This window comes from Moritella sp. 36, from assembly GCF_018219415.1.
In the GTDB taxonomy this organism is placed as follows: domain Bacteria; phylum Pseudomonadota; class Gammaproteobacteria; order Enterobacterales; family Moritellaceae; genus Moritella.
Window position 1 is genome coordinate 1790385 of sequence record NZ_CP056120.1, and the last position, 18831, is coordinate 1809215.

An 18831-nucleotide genomic window follows, 5' to 3' on the forward strand; every position below is an offset into this window, starting at 1 on the left:
TCATGAAACGTGGTGTTATATGCAGATGACCAGCACAAGCCGAACAATGGTGCTTGTGCTGGTCATTATTGTTTCTATTTCAATTCGTTAAATTTACGACTACTCGACTTTAAACTGCCCAACCAATACTTGCTGCTGTGATGACAGTTTCGCAATATCATGACCTATTTTTTCTGCCGTGGTCGATTGGTCTAAAATTGATTGGCTTAAATCACGAATATTAGCAACATTGCCATTCACTTCTGTCGAGACTGTTTTTTGCTCGCTGGCCGCATTGACAATCTCACTGTTCATGCTTTGGATATCAGTAACAAATGATGAGATATCCGCTAAGCTATTTACGGCTTGCTTAACTTGCGTTGCGGTTTCAAGGGCAAGGTGATTACCTTCTGCTATTGCTGTTGTGACACTACGTGTACCGGACTGTAAATCTTCGATAACCACTCGGATTTGATCTACTGAATCGTGAGTTCTGCTTGCAAGTTGTCTCACTTCATCGGCAACGACAGCAAACCCTCTGCCTTGTTCGCCTGCTCTTGCTGCTTCAATCGCAGCGTTAAGGGCGAGTAAGTTAGTTTGTTCTGATATACCTTCAATAACCGACAATATAGTACTAATATTACCACTGTTTTTTTCTAGTTCATCAGCAATCGGAACAGCCATTGCCATTCTTTCAACTAACTCCTGCATTGTATCTGCAGATTGTTGCACGACGGTTTGGCCACCTTGTGCTGATTGTTCTGCTTGGCATGCCATTTCGGCGGCTTTATCTGCATTTTCTAGTACTAACGCTGATGTTTGTGTCATTTCTTCAGAGGCGGTTGCGACCATGTCCACTTCTCTAAATTGTGACTCACTGCCTTGGCGTGATAGTTCGGCTATTTCACTGGCTTCTTTGGATGTTTTACTGATGGCATCAGAGGTTTCAATCACATCTTTGATCGTCGCTTGGATTTTATCTAAAAAGCGATTAAACCAAATGGCGAGTTCGCCCACTTCATCGGTAGATTTAACATCAAGCCGTTGGGTTAAATCGCCTTCACCGCTCGCAATATCTTGTAGACGAGTTGCAACATCTTTAATCGGGGCGACCAACTTAACGGCTGCAAACCAAATAATAAGTAGGCCTAGTAGAGTAACGATAATCCCTGTGATAATTTGAATTTTAAGGGTTTCGTTTGCTTGCTCTTCAATGAGTTGATTAAGCGCTAACGCATCTGCCATCACGGTTTCTCTTGGCATGGTGATAACAATCCCCCAGTTGACCGCGCTGAGCTTAATCGGCATAAAGACGGTTAGAGATTGCTGATCTGCACTCCACTGTGATTGCGTTACACCGTTGGCTAACCATTGTTTTAATTGTGGGTCTGCGATTTGTTTACCAATCGGAGCATTGTCATCATCAGAAGCAACCAGTTGTCCATTGTTACTCACAATACGAACTTTACCAGCACCTGTGAACAATGCTTGATCTGCACGCTGTGCATATTGTTGTAAAACATCTATTTTGAGGTCTATGCCTGTTACGCCTATTATTTTACCCTGCTTGCGTAATGGAACGGTAATGGGGCTGATTAATCGAGTTGCACCATTCTCATTGTATAAATACGGTTCAATCACACACATGCGTTTATTGGTAATGCTACAGCTATACCAAAAATTATTTGCCTGTCCACTAGCGGCCTGCGTTGTATTATTGATCTGTTGTTCATTTTTGATTGTTAGGGTTGGCTCATTTTGGTTGTTCTTATACCAGTAAGCAGAAAAGCGGCCTTGATCGTTAGAGCTGACATAATCGGCATTAGCATAATTGGCATCTTCACCATCTAACGTGTTGGGAAGGAAAGTGGTAAATGCGGCGTGCATATTGTCGAAATTTTGCACCGAGCGCTTTAATAATTCCGAGACAGAGTTTCGTAATTCGTCACTATTGGTAAAATTTTCTTCAGCGTTAAACTGCAGAAATGCAATACTCTCGGCTAACATTTCTGCACGGTATGTTGCTTCGTCTAAATATTTTTGGACTATTGATGCTTGTGTATTTGCTTCACTCATCAATAATTGCTCGGACTTTTCACCAACAGATTCGCTGCTCTGGACCTGTATTATTTTTTGATTGGAGGTTGATGATATAAGCGTAAAGCTGATTAATGATAGTGCGACAAGTAAAATGCAACACCCTGAAAGCAAAGTAATCTTCCACTGAACTGATAATGAACCCATGTTAATTCCCTTTAATACCCTAATATAGTTACATCAGTTAGGTTTATATTTCAAATTAATACCTAACTAAGTATATTAACTATGTTTATACCAAGTTACACAAGATTAATAAAGTGTTGCAAAGAAATTAAAGTTGTAACAAGTGGAAGTTGTAGTTTGGAGTAATGCGAAAGTGCCATCTATTTTATCGGCTATAACTGAGTCGAAACGAATTATTGAAGGGTGATCTCACGGTTATTCTGTTTTATAAAAACATGAATAAATCACATGTTATTAGTAAATATAAGGTTTTTAGCCGTTATTCGCTGCAACATGTGGGCATTAGATTTAGCTATCACTAGACTTAGTACTATTGACATTATTTGTACGTTCTAACTTCTATTTGAGGGTTTCTAAATGAAAATGATCAAAGCGTTAAGTACAGTTTTATTAACTTTAGCGATGCTAGCTGGTTGTACTGGTGTTTCGATGAAAACGCAAAACCTAAACGAAAGTGAATACACTGTTATAGGTCCAGGAAAAGCGACAGCGACGGGGATCATGTTATTTACCTTTATTCCTATTCAACAAAATGATCGTTTTGTTCGTGCACAAAAGGCTGCCATTGCATCGCAAGGTGGTGATGCAATGATTAATGTTGAAGTACAAGAAGATTGGTTTTGGGCGTGGATACTTAACGGGTATCAAACGACAGTGTCTGGTGATGTAGTCAAATTAAAATGAAGTAGTTTATGTGTTTTAATATCAGTTCACTATGGACTCAATATTGCTACAATGCATGAGTTCGTAGTACCTTAATTTTGGTCATAAATTGTGATTGTTATTCATCCATCTTAGGTTTGTTTTGCGCGCAAGTTCAAGCTTGGGTAGTTACAAAACCTCTCTCGTACAATCTCCGCTTGATTCTCACTCTTCTATACGGTTATCTTTAGTTATCTTAGGTTTAAACTTATGTGACAAAGGAATTAATATGTCAGAACAAAAATATCGATTAGTAACGCGCAGTGATTTTGATGGTCTAGTATGTGCAGTGCTGTTGAAACAACAAGATCTCATTAGTGATATAAAATTTGTTCACCCTAAGGATATGCAAGACGGTAAAATTGATATTACTCCGTATGATATCGTGACAAATTTACCTTATGTTAAAAATGCCCACCTGACGTTTGATCATCACCTTTCTGAAACTATTCGTAATACTGGCGAACGCGCTAATCACATTATTGATCCAGATGCGCCTTCTGCTGCACGTGTGGTGTGGGATTATTATGGCGGTCTCGACACATTCCCTGCTGAATGGGTTGAAATGATGGACGCGGTTGATAAAGGTGACTCTGCACAGTTCAATCGTGATGAAGTATTAGACTCTCAGGGCTGGAATTTACTCAATTTCTTAATGGATGCACGAACAGGGTTAGGCCGTTTCCGCGAATTTAGAATCTCGAACTATGCTTTGATGATGGACTTGATTGATTATTGTAAAGATCACAGCATTGATGACATTTTGGCATTAGCAGATGTGAAGGAACGTATTGATTTGTACCGTGAACACGAAACTATGTTTAAAGCACAGGTTCAGCGTTGTGCAACTGTTCATGGTAATTTAGTGTTACTTGATTTAACTGACGAAGAGACTATTTTCGCTGGTAATCGATTTATGATTTACGCACTGTTTCCACAATGTAATATCTCTATCCATAAAATGTGGGGTTTTCAAAAGCAAAATATTGTATTTGCGACAGGTAAATCTATTTTTGATCGTAACTCGAAAACTAACGTGGGAGAGCTAATGCTTCAATACGGTGGTGGTGGCCATATAGCTGCGGGTACTTGCCAGATTGAAACTGATAAATCAGAAGTGATTCTGCAAGAATTGATTACAGCAATTACAGCAGACGGTTAGCAAAAAGCCTCCAAAGCTATATTGAATAATAGCAGTGGAGGCTTTTTAGTACTTATGGTTTATTTAGTACGTCTACTAATTTAGTCAAAAGTACTATTTAATAAAGCGTGTGATTATTTACCACAACACTTCTTAAATTTCTTACCGCTGTTACACGTGCAAGGATCGTTACGGCCAACTTTAGCGCCTTCTCTTACGATCGGAGCTTGTGGTTCGTGGTGGTGACTACAGCCTGGACCGTGTACGTGACCTTCTTCGCCGTGTGCGTGTTGGTTTGTCATTGTGATTCCTTTATTCGATATTGGTACTTTGTTATCTTTAATGAAACTATATAACAAAGTTTCTCGGTTTTTGCCAAAGTTATTGTAAATAAATTGCCTTGGGAACAAAATTAGCTAAATAAGCAGCATTCTTGTTGACCAATTGAATTCAACTTATCAATTAAGTTCGCAATTAATCTGATGGATTGAGTGCTTCTTTGATTTCATCTGAGTCGAAACCTTTACGCGATAGATAGGCGTAAGCTTTCGATTTACCCGCGCTGTTGCTTATGTCGTAACGTTTCTTATTTAATACATCTAAACAGCTTTGATAAAAGTCTATATCACCAGCCAGTTCAAGTTGGTCTATCACGCTATCAAAATCTTCAACGTCAATTAACTTGCTGCGCAATTCACTGCGTATGACGCGTTTACCTTTACCTTTACGGTATAGTTTCATGGTTTCTTGGCTCAAGTCTGCTTTTTCAGCTTTGACTTCGAGTTTGGATCTTAAGGTGTCTTTTTCTGGGTGCATAGCCAATGCGTGATCAATCTCGGCACGTGAAAACCCTTTGGTGGTGAATTGCGAATACACTTTCTCTTTGGTTGTTGAGTGAAAGGTTTGAAATGAGCTTCTTAATCGTGATGCGGCTAACTCAAATTGGTCAATCTCCTCATCATCCATCACTTGTTCAATCGCTGCTGCTGCATCTTTTTCATCTACGCCTCTGGCACGTAATTTACGTGAGATGGCAGATTTACCTTGTTCATTATGAAAGGCGGATTCAGCAAAAAGAACAGCAAAGTCAAAATCGCTTTTGATGTAGTTCTTACTAACTAGATCGTCTAATACGGTTTCTATCCACTCTTGATTGTCTGTCTTACGTTCAAGCTTGGTGCGTATTTCTGCAAGAGTGTAGTCCTTTTGAGCCAAATGCCAATATGCCGAGTTGTAGACATTATCTATCGATTTAGCTTGTCGTAGTTCTTTTTGCAGCATGTCTTTAGCCAACCTGTAACATATTATTTTTGAGTGACTTATATTATACGCTTTATCTACATTATACATGTTGTTAATTTTAACAAGATTATGGACATAAATAGCGATAAACATGATCCATACACGGCTGATTCATACACGTACTCTATGCTAATTGATTAGTGCTCTAACATTTATATGTGTACGAAACTCACCGGATATATGTAGAAGAGCAATAACCACAGTGTAATTGAATGATTTAGTTAGAGCTGTTATCATTTTAACTATAACTATTGTTGGTGAGGTTTTAAGGGAAAGTTTGACAGTTTAAATACTGATTCAAGCTATTATAAAGGATGATTAACATGTCTTTCGTTTCAATGGAAACTTCTGGTGCGGAATTACGTCGACGCATCGCAGAGTTTGATCGTGAGTTAAACCAAAAATTTCATACTGATTCAATTCAATCATTAATGGAAAAAAGATCCGAGTATTTTGATCAACTGCTTATTGCACTTTGGTGTTCATTTGAATTAAATAAGTCAGTTTTATCCATCAATGCAGTTGGTGGCTACGGAAGAAAAAGGCTTCATCCTCAATCAGATATAGATCTGGCCATTATTAGTGATGGTAAGGTGTCCACAGATGTTGAAGAAAAACTGTCTTGTTTTGTCACTAAGCTTTGGGATTTAGGGACAGACATTGGTCACTCTGTCAGAACGTTCAAAGAAGCAATTCAATTGGCAGCAGAAGATATTACCATCGCGACAAATTTGCTCGATATTCGTCCATTGTTAGGGCCATCGTCTCACGCATCAATGATCAAGGATGCGCTTTTTCAAAACAAGGTTTGGACAAGTAAAGCGTTTTTCCATGCGAAGCTAACAGAGCAGGAGAGCCGCCATAAACATGCAAAAAATACCGCGTTGTACTTAGAGCCTAATTTAAAAAATAATCCGGGTGGCATGAGAGATGTACAAACCATACATTGGATAGCACAAAAGCATTTTCTAATTGATAATCCGAAAACAATAGAGTCGACAGGTTTTTTAACCTCAGATGAAACCTCTGAACTATTAGAGTCCTATGATTTTGTCTGCCGAATACGCTGGGCGTTACATTCAGTTGTTAACAGGCCACAAGAAATACTACTGTTTGATTATCAATCGGCTGTCGCTGAATTTATGCGTTTCGGTGGCGATGATAATTCCCAGCATGCAATTGAAAGCATGATGGGTTACTTGTTTACTGCGATGACGCGTATACGCGAATTGAATCAAATGCTCAGTGATTCTTTTCAATTTGATATTTTAAAGTACCAACCCAAGAAGCCTGAACGCATTATTGATGAATATTTTATGGTTCGAAATAACCTCATTGAAGCAAGATATAAAGAAGTCTTTATCGACAAGCGTCAAGTCTTGAGACTGTTTTTGTTGATTGCTAAACATAACGATATTAACGGAATAGCGCCAGAAACACTCAGATTATTGAGACAAACTCGGCGAACATTACTGGGTGAACTTAGCTGTTATCAAGGATGTCGAGAAGAATTCATCGCCCTTTTAAAACAACCTGACGGGTTAAAAACTGCGTTCAGTTTAATGCATCGATACGGTATTTTAGCGTCCTATTTTGCACATTGGAAGCAAATCGAAGGTCAAATGCAATACGATATGCATAACGCTTACACCATCGATGAACATACCTGTAAAGCGATGCAAGCAATTGACAGTTTTAGTCGTGATTTCAATAATAAAAGTTTTATTTATAATGTAAATCAACATGTTAAAGATAGGGTTTCGCTTGTTCTAGCAACGCTTTGTCACCATATATCAGGTAAGCAAGCTGTTGAGAATAGCCAACTTAGTGCCATTATTGCCAAAGAATTTGCAGAAGTACACCAACTAAAACACTCAAGTATTAAACTGGTTTACTGGTTAGTCGCAAACCAAGATCTTCTTATTGGTACGATTCAAACCCAAGATATTAACGATCCGAATGTTATCAAGCAATTTGCGAAACAGGTCGGTTCTTTTGACAAGCTTAACGCGCTCTACGTGTTTACCGTGGCAGATATGATCGCTACAAACGAGCAATATTGGAATGAGTGGCACGAGTGTCAACTCAAACAGCTGTATTTATCAACTCGAGATGCGCTAAGGCAAGGTATAGAAAATATATTCGAAGTTCGTACCCTTATCAGAGAAAATAGAAATGACGCAACAAGTAAACTAACTAGCGTGGACTGGAGCGAACAAGATATCGCGTCGTTATGGTCAACTTTACCTAATCACTTTTTTAGCAGTAACAGTGTTGATGAGATTAGTTGTATTACAGAGCAAATTTTAAAGGGCTCGGTGAGACAAGATATGATTTTCATTTCCGATAGTTTGTCGCCTAGCTCAACCTGCTTAATCGTTTATACCAAAGACAGACCTAAGCTTTTTGTTGATATATTCAACACCCTAGCTACGGCTAAGTTAAAGATCAAAGATGCGCAAATTATGCAAACAAAAGACGGGATGGTATTAGAAATAATCAAGTTACTTGATAGCAAAAATGAGCCGATAACTGAAAAAATTCGACTTGATAAAATAGTCAATCGAGTTAAAAAATCAATTAACAATGAAATATCGTACAACAATTTGTCTACACCGAGGTTTGTGAAAAACTTTGAAAACACAACAGTTGTCGAGTTTTTAAAATCAAGTAAAAAAAATAAATCACTCCTAAAAATCAACACATTGGATGATCCTTGCTATATGGAGGAAATCTGCTCTGTATTTTCACAAAGTGATTTAACGATTCACTCTGCGAAGATCAGTTCTCTTGGTGAATCGACAGAGAACGTTTTTTTAATCTCCAAGAATAGCGGGGAACAAATCACCAATGAAGAGCAAACACATTTAAATGAATTACTGGTATGTCGAATTGCGTAATTCGCTACTAGCCCTAAAGCTTTAAAATCCAAGTTCACATCACAATGTAGGACTAATTGTGATGTGAATTAGATTAAGTTAAGTCCTAGATTTTGAAATGGCTTAATTCTCCACGTAAATTCGTCGCACTGTCAGTTAACTCGTTACTAATTATGACTGAAGCACTCATACCTTCCATTACTTCCATTGTGGTATCGTTAATACGTACAACATTGCGGTTAATTTCTTCAGATACGCAGCTTTGCTCTTCTGCCGCTGATGCGATCTGATTATTCATATCGTTGATCACTTCAATTGCTTGGTTTATTTCCTCAAACGCTTGTTGTGCAGATTGCGTTTCTTTTTTAGTCTCAACAGCTTGTTGCTGTCCCTGCTGCATTGATATCACAATGGATTGTGTTTCTTGTTCTAGCCTTGCCAGCATAGCACCAATCTCTTTAGTTGAAGTTTGCGTGCGGGTTGCAAGGTTACGCACTTCATCTGCAACTACCGCAAACCCACGTCCAGCTTCACCAGCGCGTGCTGCTTCAATTGCTGCATTTAAAGCAAGTAGATTCGTTTGTTCTGCAATACTACTAATTTCTCCGAGTATTCCTTGGATTGAGGTGCTCGATTCAACCAAGTTTTGAGTTTGATTTTGAGCGTTGTTAATTTGAACCGCTAAATTGTCAACAGAGGATACAGCTGTATCCATTCGACGAATGCCGCTTATACTATTCGTTTGAACTTGGTTTGCTGCTGTGGCTGCTTGCATAGCTGAGTTAGCGACTTCTTGAGCTGTTACACTCATTTCATTAATTGCGGTTGCTAACGAATTAACTTCATTGACTTGAATATCGAGTTGCTCTTTGGAACTGGCTGCACCTTGTAAGCCTGCGCCAGCCCCTTGATCAACTTGGTTTGCGCTTGTCATTACAGCACGCAACATCTCTTGCATACGCTCTAAAAAGATATTAAACCAGTGTGCCAGTTGTGCACTTTCATCTTTACCTTTTACTTCTATACGGTAGGTTAAGTCGCCATCGCCTTGGGCTGCATCTTTAAAGCGTTCGACTAAATTAATCAGTACTTTACCAAGAGAGTTTGCAATAAAGCTCATTGCAGCAATACCAATAATAACAGCGATTACGCCTGCAAAAATACCTTGATTGAGTGCTTCTGAATTTTGTTCATGACTCCAGTTCTCAAATGTTGCCACACTTTGGGTCAGTTCGTTGGTTGGAACCGATACCATCACAATCCAAGGCGCACCACTAGTATCGATAGAGGTGATCGCGTACTCATCATTACCAATAGTGATCATACCAATATCATTCTGAGTCGCTAAGTCTTGGATCTTTTTCCACTGCGACGACAATGCTGAAGGTACTTTTTTACCTACATGGCTGTTATCTTTACTATTAGCCAGTAAAGCCCCTTTCCATGAAGAAATAATGATATTACCTTTCCCATCAAAGAGTTTTTTGGCGAGTTTTTCACTTTGGCCTTGCAGTTCTGTCAAAGAGAGGTCGAAGCCAAGTGAACCTATGATTTTACCGTTTAGTTTTAATGGCTGGCTAATTGTAGTTATCAGTTCCTTTTGGCCTCGAACTGGATACATATAGGGTTCCATTACGAAAGTTTGTCCAGTTTCATAAGGGATTAAGTGCCAATCATCGGTTCGTTCGCCATTTGCGTTCAGAGTTGTATTGTTAAAACTATCCATTGCGACAATATCAAAGCTGTTATTTGAATTAGGTGAAAAAAATGGTGCTAAATAGCCTTTAGTATTGAATGCTTTTGCCGTGTTCGGTTCTGACTCTTGTGGCCACGTTTTTTCTTCCCATACCATATATCCAGCAAAAACAGCTTTGTCTTGTACTTCAAGTGAGGCTGTGAACTGCTTAACAATTGTCTCAGCATCTGCTCGGGTTTGTGCGCTTAGTTCAATGATGGAACGTATTTGAGTTAGGTTTGCTAAAACTGGGGATAGTTGATTCTCGATAGTTTTAGCTTGGTTATCTGCGGTCGAACGTAAGTTCAAAGTGGTCGCATTGGTTAGTTGTACTTTTACTTTTTCTGTTATTTCCTGGTTGACTTTAGTAAAGGCGTTGGTTGTCATCCCCATCGCTATTAATAAGGTAAAGACCATTGTTAACCCTGCGCAAATGGCAATACGCGTCCGTATACTTTTAAACATGTGATCCCTTACTCATTCCCGAACTGTGTTTTGTAACTGATTGTCGTGAAATGAGTATACATATATTGTTCCACACTCAATTATGTGTTTATCGGGGTGGTTACTTATCGAACAAAAGTATAACCGCACAGTTTAGATGTATAAATTGGATTTTTTAACTAGTACTATTATTACATTGGACTAAAAAGGTATTTAGGATTGGTATTATAAGCTTGTGGGATTAGTGAAATAGTGAATAATTCTTTCTCTTAATAAAATTGGAGGCATGGCTTTTGGTTTTTTTATCATAAATTATTGACTTCGATCATCTTTTGTCGGCTGCTGGTTATTTTTGAAAGTTAGTTCCAGCTAGCCTCCTATAGAGTAAACCGAAAGGAGTTAGGTATTACATCGATTAGCTCGAGCTATTATTGAGTAAATTAACCATATAATTCTTGAACGATAATCTTCATTCCCTGCGTTATTTCGACTTCATTCATGGAAGCAAACCCCACCCGAATAAACCGATATTGCGATTTTTTTTGTTCGGTTATCAAATGCTCTGTTACCAAATTAAATTCAACTTCGGTCTGTAAATACACATCTTTGGTCAGCAACGTTTGTTTTAGACCAACAATTGATACGCCCATATCTACCCACAGCGCCATGCCGCCAGCGGGGCAATCAAAAGTGATTGGCAAACCTTGTTGTTGATAGCCCCGTAATAGGTTAACTAAAAAGTCACGGCGTTTATGGTAGCAGCGGGTCATGCGTCTTAAATGACTTTCAAAACCACCTTGTTGCATCCACTTAGCGACTGCTTGTTGCATTAACACATTACTCTTATGGTTCATTAACGTTTTGTATGCGGTTAACTCTGTGATTAATGCATTATTTGCTACCACGTAACCAATACGGGCACCACCGAACATTAATTTGGAGAAGGTTGAAATGTAGATCACTAAGCCGAGTGGATCATCTGCTGCCATCGGGGCAATCGGTTGAGAGTCGTAATGAAACTCATGGTCGTAATCATCTTCAATAATCGCGACGCCGTATTGTGCGGCGAGCTGATATATCTGCATTCTTCTACTGGCCTCCAATGTCACCGTAGTCGGGTATTGATGTAATGGCGTCAGATAAATGAGTTTAATATGCCCTTTTTCAAGCTGTGTGGCTAAATGTGCAGGGATGATGCCTTTATGGTCTTGCTCTATCACAACCAGTTCAGCGCCAGAACTTTTAAAGGCAGCCCATGCTGGTGGATAACCGAACTGTTCTACTGCCACTTTATCACCTGCTTGTAATAGCAGTTTAGATACCATGTACAGGCCTTCTTGAGAGCCATTACAAATCATGATTTCTTTATCGATTATCGACCTGACACGACGTAAATAGGTTGAAATTTGGGTGACTAAATCCGTTTCACCGACATTATTATCATAACCTAAACGGGTAAATTTCGGGTGCTGGCAAAGCTGTGAAAAATAGTGTTTGAATTCATTAAATGGGAATAAGCGGTTATCAGGTTGGCCTCCTGAAAAGTTGTATCTATATGCAGTGGCCCCTTTAGTCGGGGCAATGGCAGTGGTCTTTTTATGTCGAAACTGCCAGTCAAAAGTTTGATGCTCAACAGTGAGGTTGCTTATCGTCTTGCTTGTTTGAATGGGTAACTTATTAACGATCCGATATCCCGAACGCTCTTTGGCTTCAATCCAACCTTGGGCAACCAATTCTGCGACTGCAGCCATAATGGTATGCCGGTTAACATTTAACTGTGTGGCTAATGTGCGGGCTGAGGGAAGTGCTTCACTTGGAACTACCTGTCCTTGCTTAATTGCTTGTTTTAATGCATCGGCGATGAGTAAGTATTTTGCTCGGCGCTTTCTTTTCTGTTCTGTCATCTTTTGTTCAGTCTTGACACTGGTTTGTGCCGTTATGTGCGCATTGATGGCAAGTGTTAGGCTAAGTAATTTCAAACTGGTCTACCATTTTTATAAATTCTGGTTGTAGTAGTTATACCAAATAAACGCATAATTAGAAAACATTCAACACTCTGTATTCAACACTTTGTATTCAAAATAAGAATAAGGAAATCTAACTTATGCTAAAACCAGTGACTCTTGAAAGTGAATTGATCAAATTAGAACCAATAACAATGGAGCATCTATCTGATTTTTATAATGCGGGGAACTTTGCTGAAGTTTGGCGCTATATGCAGTCAAACCCTTGTGAAAATGTCGAAATTGCACGGTCCTGGATTGTCGGCATGATTGATGAGATGGCCACGGGATCACAAGTTGCGTTTGTCATTATTAACAAGCAGAACAATAAAATAGTGGGGTCAACGCGTTTGTTTCGTGTAAATGAAGTCGATCGCACTTTGGAAATCGGACATACCTTTATCTCTCCTGGATTTCAACGCAGCCATGTTAACTCCCATGCTAAATATTTACTGCTTGAATATGTTTTTGAAACATTAGCGTTCACTCGTGTTGAAATTTGTACACATGAAGACAATCTACAATCACGTCGTGCGATTGCGCGTATCGGTGGCCAGTTTGAAGGTATTTTAAGAAAGAATCGTCGTGCAGAAGATAGTAGTTATAGAAACACGGCCTTGTTTAGTATTATTAACGACGAGTGGCCGCAAGTAAAAGCGAACTTATTAAAAACAGGTCAGTGTAAAGAGGTGTTTTCTTATGTCTCAAATTAAGCATGATAATGATGCAGCAAAAAAGATGATTTATTCGTTTACGATCATTAAGCAACACCCATTAGCGACGCTGGTATTTATCGACGCTAACAATATACCGCATATTAGCCATATTCCTTTTCATTTAAGTGCTGATGAGCGTTATTTAATTGGTCATGTTAGCAATCGACACGTATTAGCCAAAAAGTTGAAAGGACAAGGGTGTGATAGGGAAGGAGTCGATCTTAGTCTAGTGTTTCATGGTGAGAGTCGTTACATGTCTCCGAATGATGTAGGACCATCTGCTCGAAAGCCTCAAACGGTTCCCACATGGAAATACTCTAATACTCATGTAGTAGGTGTGGCAGTTGAAATCGTTGATAGAGCAGATAAGTACCAGCAAATGGTATTAACAAGTGCTTATTTTGAACTAAATCAAACGACACCTTGGACGATGGATAAAGTGCCCAGAACCGCCGTATCACATATGCTGAATGCGATTACGGTATTTAAAGTATCGATTATTGAGCTAAATTCAATTTTAAAAGTGTGAACGTGTTCAACTAGTCATTATTTATTATAGTTTATCATCGCATTCAACATGGATTGTTTTATGAGTTGAGGAACAAATGAATTTATTTCCACAGGATTTCTTATGGGGCGGCGCGATTGCGGCGAATCAGACCGAAGGTGCGTTTAATCAAGACGGTAAAGGTTTATCGACCGCGGACTTATTGCCTAAAGGGATTTTAAGTGCGCATCAAGAGCGTGCTGATAAAACCGCGGGTATTAAAGATCTTGCTATCGATTTTTATAACCGCTACCCGGAAGACATTCAACTATTCAAAGAGATGGGGTTTACCTGCTTGAGGTTATCAATTGCATGGACGCGTATATTTCCTCATGGCGATGAAAGTCAGCCGAATGAAGCGGGTCTTGCTTATTATGACCGTATTTTTGATGAATTAGCCAAGCATGATATTAAACCTTTTGTGACGTTATCACATTATGAAATGCCTGTGGGGTTAGTTGACCACTATGGTGGCTGGGCGGATCGAAAACTGATTGAATTTTTTGAACGCTATGCAGTAACCGTGTTTGAGCGTTACCAAAATAAAGTGAAATTGTGGCTGACTTTTAATGAAATTAATATGTCGTTACATGCACCGTATACCGGTGTCGGTTTACCCGAAGCCGCAGACGAGCAAGCCATTTATCAAGCAATTCATCATCAACTCCTTGCCAGTGCCAAAGCGGTGACCTTGTGTAAACAAATAATTCCAGATGCCCAAATTGGTAATATGTTGTTGGGTGCGCTTAATTATCCTTATACCTGTAATCCCGATGATGTTATGGCTGCGGTACACGAGAATAACAAGTGGCTATTCTTTGGTGATGTGCAGACCCGTGGTAGATACCCTGGTTATATATTGCGTTATTTCAGAGACAATAATATCGAAGTAAGAATGGAAGAGGGGGATTTAGAAACGCTGGCTGAAGCGAGTGTCGATTTTATCTCGTTTAGTTATTATGCCAGCGGCTGTGCCAGTGCTGACCCCAAGCAAAAGGAAGTCGGTAACATTATTGATAGTGTGCCGAATCCTTATTTAGAAAAAAGTCAGTGGGGCTGGTTAATCGATCCGAAAGGTTTACGGGTATTATTGAATTTCTTGTATGACAGATACCAAAAGCCTTTGTTTATCGTTGAGAATGGCTTAGGGGCGCGTGATGAAGTTACTGCGGATGGCGAGATCATTGATGATTATCGTATTAAATATTTGAACGATCACTTAGTACAGGCAAGGGAGGCGATCTTAGATGGTGTTGAACTTATGGGGTTCACCAGTTGGGGGCCGATTGATTTAGTGGCCAACTCAACCGCTGAAATGGATAAACGCTATGGCTTTATTTATGTTGACCGTCGTGACGATGGTAGTGGTACTTTAGAGCGTATCCGTAAAGAAAGTTTTTTCTGGTATCGGGATGTGATCCAAACGCGCGGAGCCTCACTTAACGTTTAAGATCTAATCGCTGGGATATCTTACTTGCGCTCATGGATAATGGGCGTATATTTTATACCTATTAATCATTATCTTTACTACGAGTGAGTGTGCTTATGCCGACAATCCCAACTGATTTTGTGAACTACAAATCAACGCCAGTCTTTACGCCGAATAATATCCCTAAAATGTTCTTACACTTACATAATACCCGCGCAGGTGTTTATGGGAAAATTAAGGTTATTAGTGGTTCGTTGAAATTTTATGGTTTTACCGAAAGACGAGGTGCGATAGAGCAAGAGATTGTGATTGAACAAGATGAATCGGCTATTTCACCGCCTGAGTATTGGCATAAAGTTGAGTTTATGACGGATGATACCGAATTCAGAGTTGATTTTTACGCACAGAAAGACTCTGATATTGTTGCTGAAAACCGTTCTGAGCGTAATGATTAAGGAAACTGTCAAATGCCATCAGTAAAACCAAAGCTGTATTATGTTTATGATCCTATGTGCTCGTGGTGCTGGGGTTATAAACCGGTATGGAATGAAATTAAGCAGGTTGTTGCTGATGATGTAGACATTATCTATCTATTGGGGGGATTGGCACCTGATAGTGATGAGCCAATGCCTGAAATGATGCAGGCGCAAGTTGCATCTTACTGGAAGAAGATTGAAAATTATCTTGGCACGACATTTAATTATGAATTTTGGACTGAAAATACACCACGACGTTCCACTTATCCGGCATGTAGAGCAATTCTTGCTGCACGTACTCAAGGTGCAGAACAGGCGATGCTTGATGCGATACAAGTTGCTTATTATCTTAATGCCAAAAATCCCAGTGATAATACAGTTTTGGTTGAATTAGCGAAGCAGCTTGGTCTAGACTCGGATAAATTTGAAACTGTGTTTGTATCTCAACAACTTCATCAAGATTTATTAACTGAAATTGCCTTTGCTCGTTCTATAGGGGGGACGAGTTTTCCGTCTCTGTTTATTGAAAAAGAAGGACGTTGCGTGGAAATACCGATTGATTATAAAAATGCTGGACTGACGGTAGAATTGATAAGAAATGTTATTCGAGATGAGGAATAAAACAGCCTGATAATATTAAGCTAACATTGCTTATTAATCAGGCTGTTTTGTTTATTATGCTTTTGCTAGTGCTTTTTCTGCAAGTAGCGCATCTTGTGCTTTAGTCATCTTAATTGCAGCCATTGGCCCTGTTAACAAGGTTGCGGCAATAAGCAACGATACTGGTACAGCAGTAATCACAATGAATGATTGCAGTGCATTTAAACCGCCGTCACCCGCGAGTAATAACGCTGCAGCAACACAACCCATGATAACAGCCCAGAATATGCGCTGCTTACGGTCGGGTTCATTGTCGCCTGATACAACCATCGCAATAGAATAAGCCATTGAATCACCAGTGGTAACCACAAACGTTGTTGTTAGTACCAAGAATGCAGGTAGCAAAATTTCGCTTAATGGTAATTGTTGTAATGTTGCTAACAATACCGCAGGCAAGCCAGCTTCATTTAATGGACCTGAAATAATGCCTGGTGCTTGTAACTCGAGGAAGATACCTGTACCGCCTAATACCGAGAACCAGAAGTTTGTTGCAATCGGAGCGCCAATGGCAACAGCCAATACTAACTCACGAATACTACGACCTTCTGAAATACGTGCGATAAAAATCGCCATCATAGGTGCAAAACCAATGAACCAGCCCCAGAAGAACCAAGTCCACCAAACATTCCAACCTGGATTGTCGTGAGTCAGGCTCATCGTTGGTATGTCTTGCAAGTAAGTTGCGAATGCACGGCCAAACTGTTCAAAAATGAATTGTGTTGGGCCTAAAATCAGTATTGCGAGCAGTAATGCAAATGCGCCAATGACGTTTAAGCGACTAAGCCACTGTAAACCTTTGTCCATGCCAGATGCGGCTGATAGCGCACAAATCAACACAACCACTGCTAATATCATCAGCTGAGAATTCATGTCATTTTTAAGGCCTGTTAGTACTTCAAGGCTATAACCCATTTGCGATGCTAAGAAACCAATTGGACCAATCGTACCAGCTGCAACCGCAATAATTGAACATGCGTCAATGACAGCACCAAACCAATGGTTTTCTAGACGATTACCAACGATAGGGAAAAGTAACGCACGTGGGCGCAGCTTGATACCATGATGGTGATGTGCATACATTAATACAATCGTTGCGAGTGTGCCAAGCACTGACCACGCAAGGAATCCCCAATGCAAGAAGCTTTGACTAAGTGCTGGGACAACTGCATCAACAGTTGATCCTGTAATGTCAGGATAACTTGCAGGTGGCGTAATGAAATGATAAATAGGCTCTGCTGCAGACCAGAAAACACCACCACCTGCTAAAAGCGTACACATGATCATTGCTAACCAGCGGAACGTGCCTATTTCAGGTTTAGTTTTCAGGCCCATACGAGTTTTACCGTAACGGGTTGCCGCAATGCATAAAGCAACAGCAAAGTTTGCCACCATTAGCCATTGCCAAAAGTAACCAAATTGTCCAGCAGCTGCTGAAAATAAGTCTTGAATTAAGGTAGTGAAACGAGGGAGGTCAATGATCGCAGCCAATAAGAATAAGCTAATGAAGCCAATTGTTAGTGCTGGAACCAGTTTGTCGCTTTTACGACACGTTGAGGTATTCGGTATTACGGGTACTTCTTCGCCAATCTGGCATGCATTTAGTTGCATAAAATTCTCACTTAGGGTGTGAGGGGCGGTATATTACCAGTATTTTATTAATATTCCAGTTCAACATTCCTGCCGATTATGTTTTGCGATATATTTAACCAATACGTTTGTTTTTTCGGTGTTTTAAAATCAATGCTGTCAGTGACTTAGGGTAGGTCGTACCTCGTTGGTAATATTTTGTGTTAATCGTCGTTTAGAGTGTGGTTATTTTTTGATCTTACTCTACTTTTAACATGACGTTTACATTAATATACTCAGCGACATACATATTATTTTGGGAGTGTAGCGTTATTAAATACTTTTGGACTTTAACTTTTGCAGTTGTACTTATTTGGTCTGGTATTGACCCAAAAGATCAATTTACTTGGTTCCTTGAAGTCGTGCCTGCAATCATCGGCGCTGTTATTCTAGCGTTAACCTACAATAGTTTTAGACTGACTTCACTACTGTATGGTTTCATTTTGGCGCATTGTATTGTCTTGATGATAGGTGGTCATTACACGTATGCCGAAGTCCCTTTTTTTGATGGTTTATTTGGTGCAGAAAGGAATAATTACGATAAAGTCGGGCATTTCTTCCAAGGTTTTGTACCTGCATTAATTGCCAGAGAATTATTGATACGAAAGAACGTGGTTAATGGTGATCGTTGGCGGGTACTGTTTATTATCTCGGTGAGTCTCGCGTTTAGTGCGTTCTACGAACTTATCGAATGGTGGGTGGCGTTAACGACAGGAGAGAATGCTGAAGCATTTTTAGGTACACAAGGCTATATATGGGATACCCAATCAGATATGGGGCTTGCATTATTAGGGGCGATAGTCTCAGTATTATTACTATCTAAGTTCCACGACCGACAGCTCAATGATATAGCAAAGCCTTAAATTTGATTATGTTTGTATAAAATCAGGGTTTAAGGCTTTTATATTA

The 18831-nt window shown here is 39.6% G+C and carries 15 protein-coding genes; 9 read left to right on the plus strand and 6 right to left on the minus strand.

Annotation, left to right across the window (positions count from 1 at the left end):
* Positions 1-99: 99 nt before the first annotated feature.
* Positions 100-2223, minus strand: a complete 2124-nt coding sequence (locus HWV03_RS08085; RefSeq protein WP_211679243.1) for a methyl-accepting chemotaxis protein — start codon at positions 2221-2223, stop codon at positions 100-102.
* Positions 2224-2619: 396 nt separating this feature from the next.
* Here HWV03_RS08085 and HWV03_RS08090 point away from each other — a divergent pair, with 396 nt between their 5' ends.
* Together HWV03_RS08090 and HWV03_RS08095 are read left to right on the plus strand one after the other, a co-directional pair.
* Positions 2620-2946 carry a hypothetical protein gene (locus HWV03_RS08090; protein WP_211679244.1) on the plus strand — a complete coding sequence of 109 codons (327 nt, stop codon included), beginning with the start codon at positions 2620-2622 and terminating at the stop codon, positions 2944-2946.
* A gap of 247 nt (positions 2947-3193) precedes the next feature.
* The gene (locus HWV03_RS08095; RefSeq protein WP_211679245.1) at positions 3194-4126 is read left to right on the plus strand and encodes an exopolyphosphatase; all 933 of its coding nucleotides are present in this window, start codon (positions 3194-3196) and stop codon (positions 4124-4126) included.
* Between the two features lie 113 nt (positions 4127-4239).
* Here the strand turns inward: HWV03_RS08095 and HWV03_RS08100 are convergent, their stop codons facing one another.
* Both HWV03_RS08100 and HWV03_RS08105 read right to left on the minus strand, forming a co-directional pair.
* A complete protein-coding gene (locus HWV03_RS08100) occupies positions 4240-4407 on the minus strand; it encodes an SEC-C metal-binding domain-containing protein (protein WP_211674903.1) in 168 nt (55 codons plus the stop codon).
* Positions 4408-4579: 172 nt separating this feature from the next.
* Positions 4580-5386 carry a RecX family transcriptional regulator gene (locus HWV03_RS08105; protein ID WP_211679246.1) on the minus strand — a complete coding sequence of 269 codons (807 nt, stop codon included), beginning with the start codon at positions 5384-5386 and terminating at the stop codon, positions 4580-4582.
* A 344-nt stretch (positions 5387-5730) separates the two neighbouring features.
* On the opposite strand from HWV03_RS08105, the gene glnD reads away from it, so the two are divergent.
* A complete protein-coding gene (gene glnD / locus HWV03_RS08110; protein ID WP_255547121.1) occupies positions 5731-8307 on the plus strand; it encodes a [protein-PII] uridylyltransferase in 2577 nt (858 codons plus the stop codon).
* 85 nt (positions 8308-8392) lie between these two features.
* On the opposite strand, the gene HWV03_RS08115 is transcribed toward glnD, so the two are convergent.
* Both HWV03_RS08115 and pdxR read right to left on the minus strand, forming a co-directional pair.
* Entirely contained in the window at positions 8393-10486 is a 2094-nt protein-coding gene (locus tag HWV03_RS08115) for a methyl-accepting chemotaxis protein (RefSeq protein WP_211679247.1), read from the minus strand.
* Between the two features lie 419 nt (positions 10487-10905).
* Positions 10906-12444, minus strand: a complete 1539-nt coding sequence (pdxR, locus tag HWV03_RS08120; RefSeq protein ID WP_342357628.1) for a MocR-like pyridoxine biosynthesis transcription factor PdxR — start codon at positions 12442-12444, stop codon at positions 10906-10908.
* Between the two features lie 125 nt (positions 12445-12569).
* Between pdxR and HWV03_RS08125 the strand changes: the two genes are divergently transcribed.
* The 5 genes from HWV03_RS08125 to HWV03_RS08145 all read left to right on the plus strand — a co-directional run bounded on the left by HWV03_RS08125 (position 12570) and on the right by HWV03_RS08145 (position 16257).
* Complete coding sequence (locus HWV03_RS08125; RefSeq protein ID WP_211679248.1) at positions 12570-13181, plus strand: GNAT family N-acetyltransferase; 612 nt, start codon at positions 12570-12572, stop codon at positions 13179-13181.
* Positions 13168-13713 carry an FMN-binding negative transcriptional regulator gene (locus HWV03_RS08130; RefSeq protein WP_211679249.1) on the plus strand — a complete coding sequence of 182 codons (546 nt, stop codon included), beginning with the start codon at positions 13168-13170 and terminating at the stop codon, positions 13711-13713. The genes HWV03_RS08125 and HWV03_RS08130 overlap by 14 nt, the downstream gene beginning before the upstream one ends.
* Positions 13714-13789: 76 nt before the next feature.
* On the plus strand, positions 13790-15181 hold the full coding sequence (locus tag HWV03_RS08135; RefSeq protein ID WP_211679250.1) for a glycoside hydrolase family 1 protein: 1392 nt from the start codon (positions 13790-13792) through the stop codon (positions 15179-15181).
* Positions 15182-15276: 95 nt separating this feature from the next.
* Positions 15277-15615: a DUF1971 domain-containing protein gene (locus HWV03_RS08140; RefSeq protein ID WP_067042658.1), complete on the plus strand. Its 339-nt coding sequence runs from the start codon at positions 15277-15279 to the stop codon at positions 15613-15615.
* A gap of 12 nt (positions 15616-15627) precedes the next feature.
* A complete protein-coding gene (locus tag HWV03_RS08145) occupies positions 15628-16257 on the plus strand; it encodes a DsbA family protein (RefSeq protein WP_211679251.1) in 630 nt (209 codons plus the stop codon).
* A gap of 54 nt (positions 16258-16311) precedes the next feature.
* Here the strand turns inward: HWV03_RS08145 and HWV03_RS08150 are convergent, their stop codons facing one another.
* A complete protein-coding gene (locus HWV03_RS08150) occupies positions 16312-17904 on the minus strand; it encodes a BCCT family transporter (RefSeq protein WP_211679252.1) in 1593 nt (530 codons plus the stop codon).
* Positions 17905-18137: 233 nt separating this feature from the next.
* On the opposite strand from HWV03_RS08150, the gene HWV03_RS08155 reads away from it, so the two are divergent.
* The gene (locus tag HWV03_RS08155; RefSeq protein ID WP_370629422.1) at positions 18138-18785 is read left to right on the plus strand and encodes a DUF2238 domain-containing protein; all 648 of its coding nucleotides are present in this window, start codon (positions 18138-18140) and stop codon (positions 18783-18785) included.
* Positions 18786-18831 lie beyond the last annotated feature (46 nt).

What these genes read in the sequence shown, in the direction of transcription:
- HWV03_RS08085 (WP_211679243.1), bottom strand. Translation starts at nt 2,223, where the DNA reads ATGGGTTCATTATCAGTTCAGTGGAAGATTACTTTGCTTTCAGGGTGT.
- HWV03_RS08090 (WP_211679244.1), top strand. Translation starts at nt 2,620, where the DNA reads ATGAAAATGATCAAAGCGTTAAGTACAGTTTTATTAACTTTAGCGATG.
- HWV03_RS08095 (WP_211679245.1), top strand. Translation starts at nt 3,194, where the DNA reads ATGTCAGAACAAAAATATCGATTAGTAACGCGCAGTGATTTTGATGGT.
- HWV03_RS08100 (WP_211674903.1), bottom strand. Translation starts at nt 4,407, where the DNA reads ATGACAAACCAACACGCACACGGCGAAGAAGGTCACGTACACGGTCCA.
- HWV03_RS08105 (WP_211679246.1), bottom strand. Translation starts at nt 5,386, where the DNA reads ATGCTGCAAAAAGAACTACGACAAGCTAAATCGATAGATAATGTCTAC.
- glnD (WP_255547121.1), top strand. Translation starts at nt 5,731, where the DNA reads ATGTCTTTCGTTTCAATGGAAACTTCTGGTGCGGAATTACGTCGACGC.
- HWV03_RS08115 (WP_211679247.1), bottom strand. Translation starts at nt 10,486, where the DNA reads ATGTTTAAAAGTATACGGACGCGTATTGCCATTTGCGCAGGGTTAACA.
- HWV03_RS08125 (WP_211679248.1), top strand. Translation starts at nt 12,570, where the DNA reads ATGCTAAAACCAGTGACTCTTGAAAGTGAATTGATCAAATTAGAACCA.
- HWV03_RS08130 (WP_211679249.1), top strand. Translation starts at nt 13,168, where the DNA reads ATGTCTCAAATTAAGCATGATAATGATGCAGCAAAAAAGATGATTTAT.
- HWV03_RS08135 (WP_211679250.1), top strand. Translation starts at nt 13,790, where the DNA reads ATGAATTTATTTCCACAGGATTTCTTATGGGGCGGCGCGATTGCGGCG.
- HWV03_RS08140 (WP_067042658.1), top strand. Translation starts at nt 15,277, where the DNA reads ATGCCGACAATCCCAACTGATTTTGTGAACTACAAATCAACGCCAGTC.
- HWV03_RS08145 (WP_211679251.1), top strand. Translation starts at nt 15,628, where the DNA reads ATGCCATCAGTAAAACCAAAGCTGTATTATGTTTATGATCCTATGTGC.
- HWV03_RS08150 (WP_211679252.1), bottom strand. Translation starts at nt 17,904, where the DNA reads ATGCAACTAAATGCATGCCAGATTGGCGAAGAAGTACCCGTAATACCG.
- HWV03_RS08155 (WP_370629422.1), top strand. Translation starts at nt 18,138, where the DNA reads ATGACGTTTACATTAATATACTCAGCGACATACATATTATTTTGGGAG.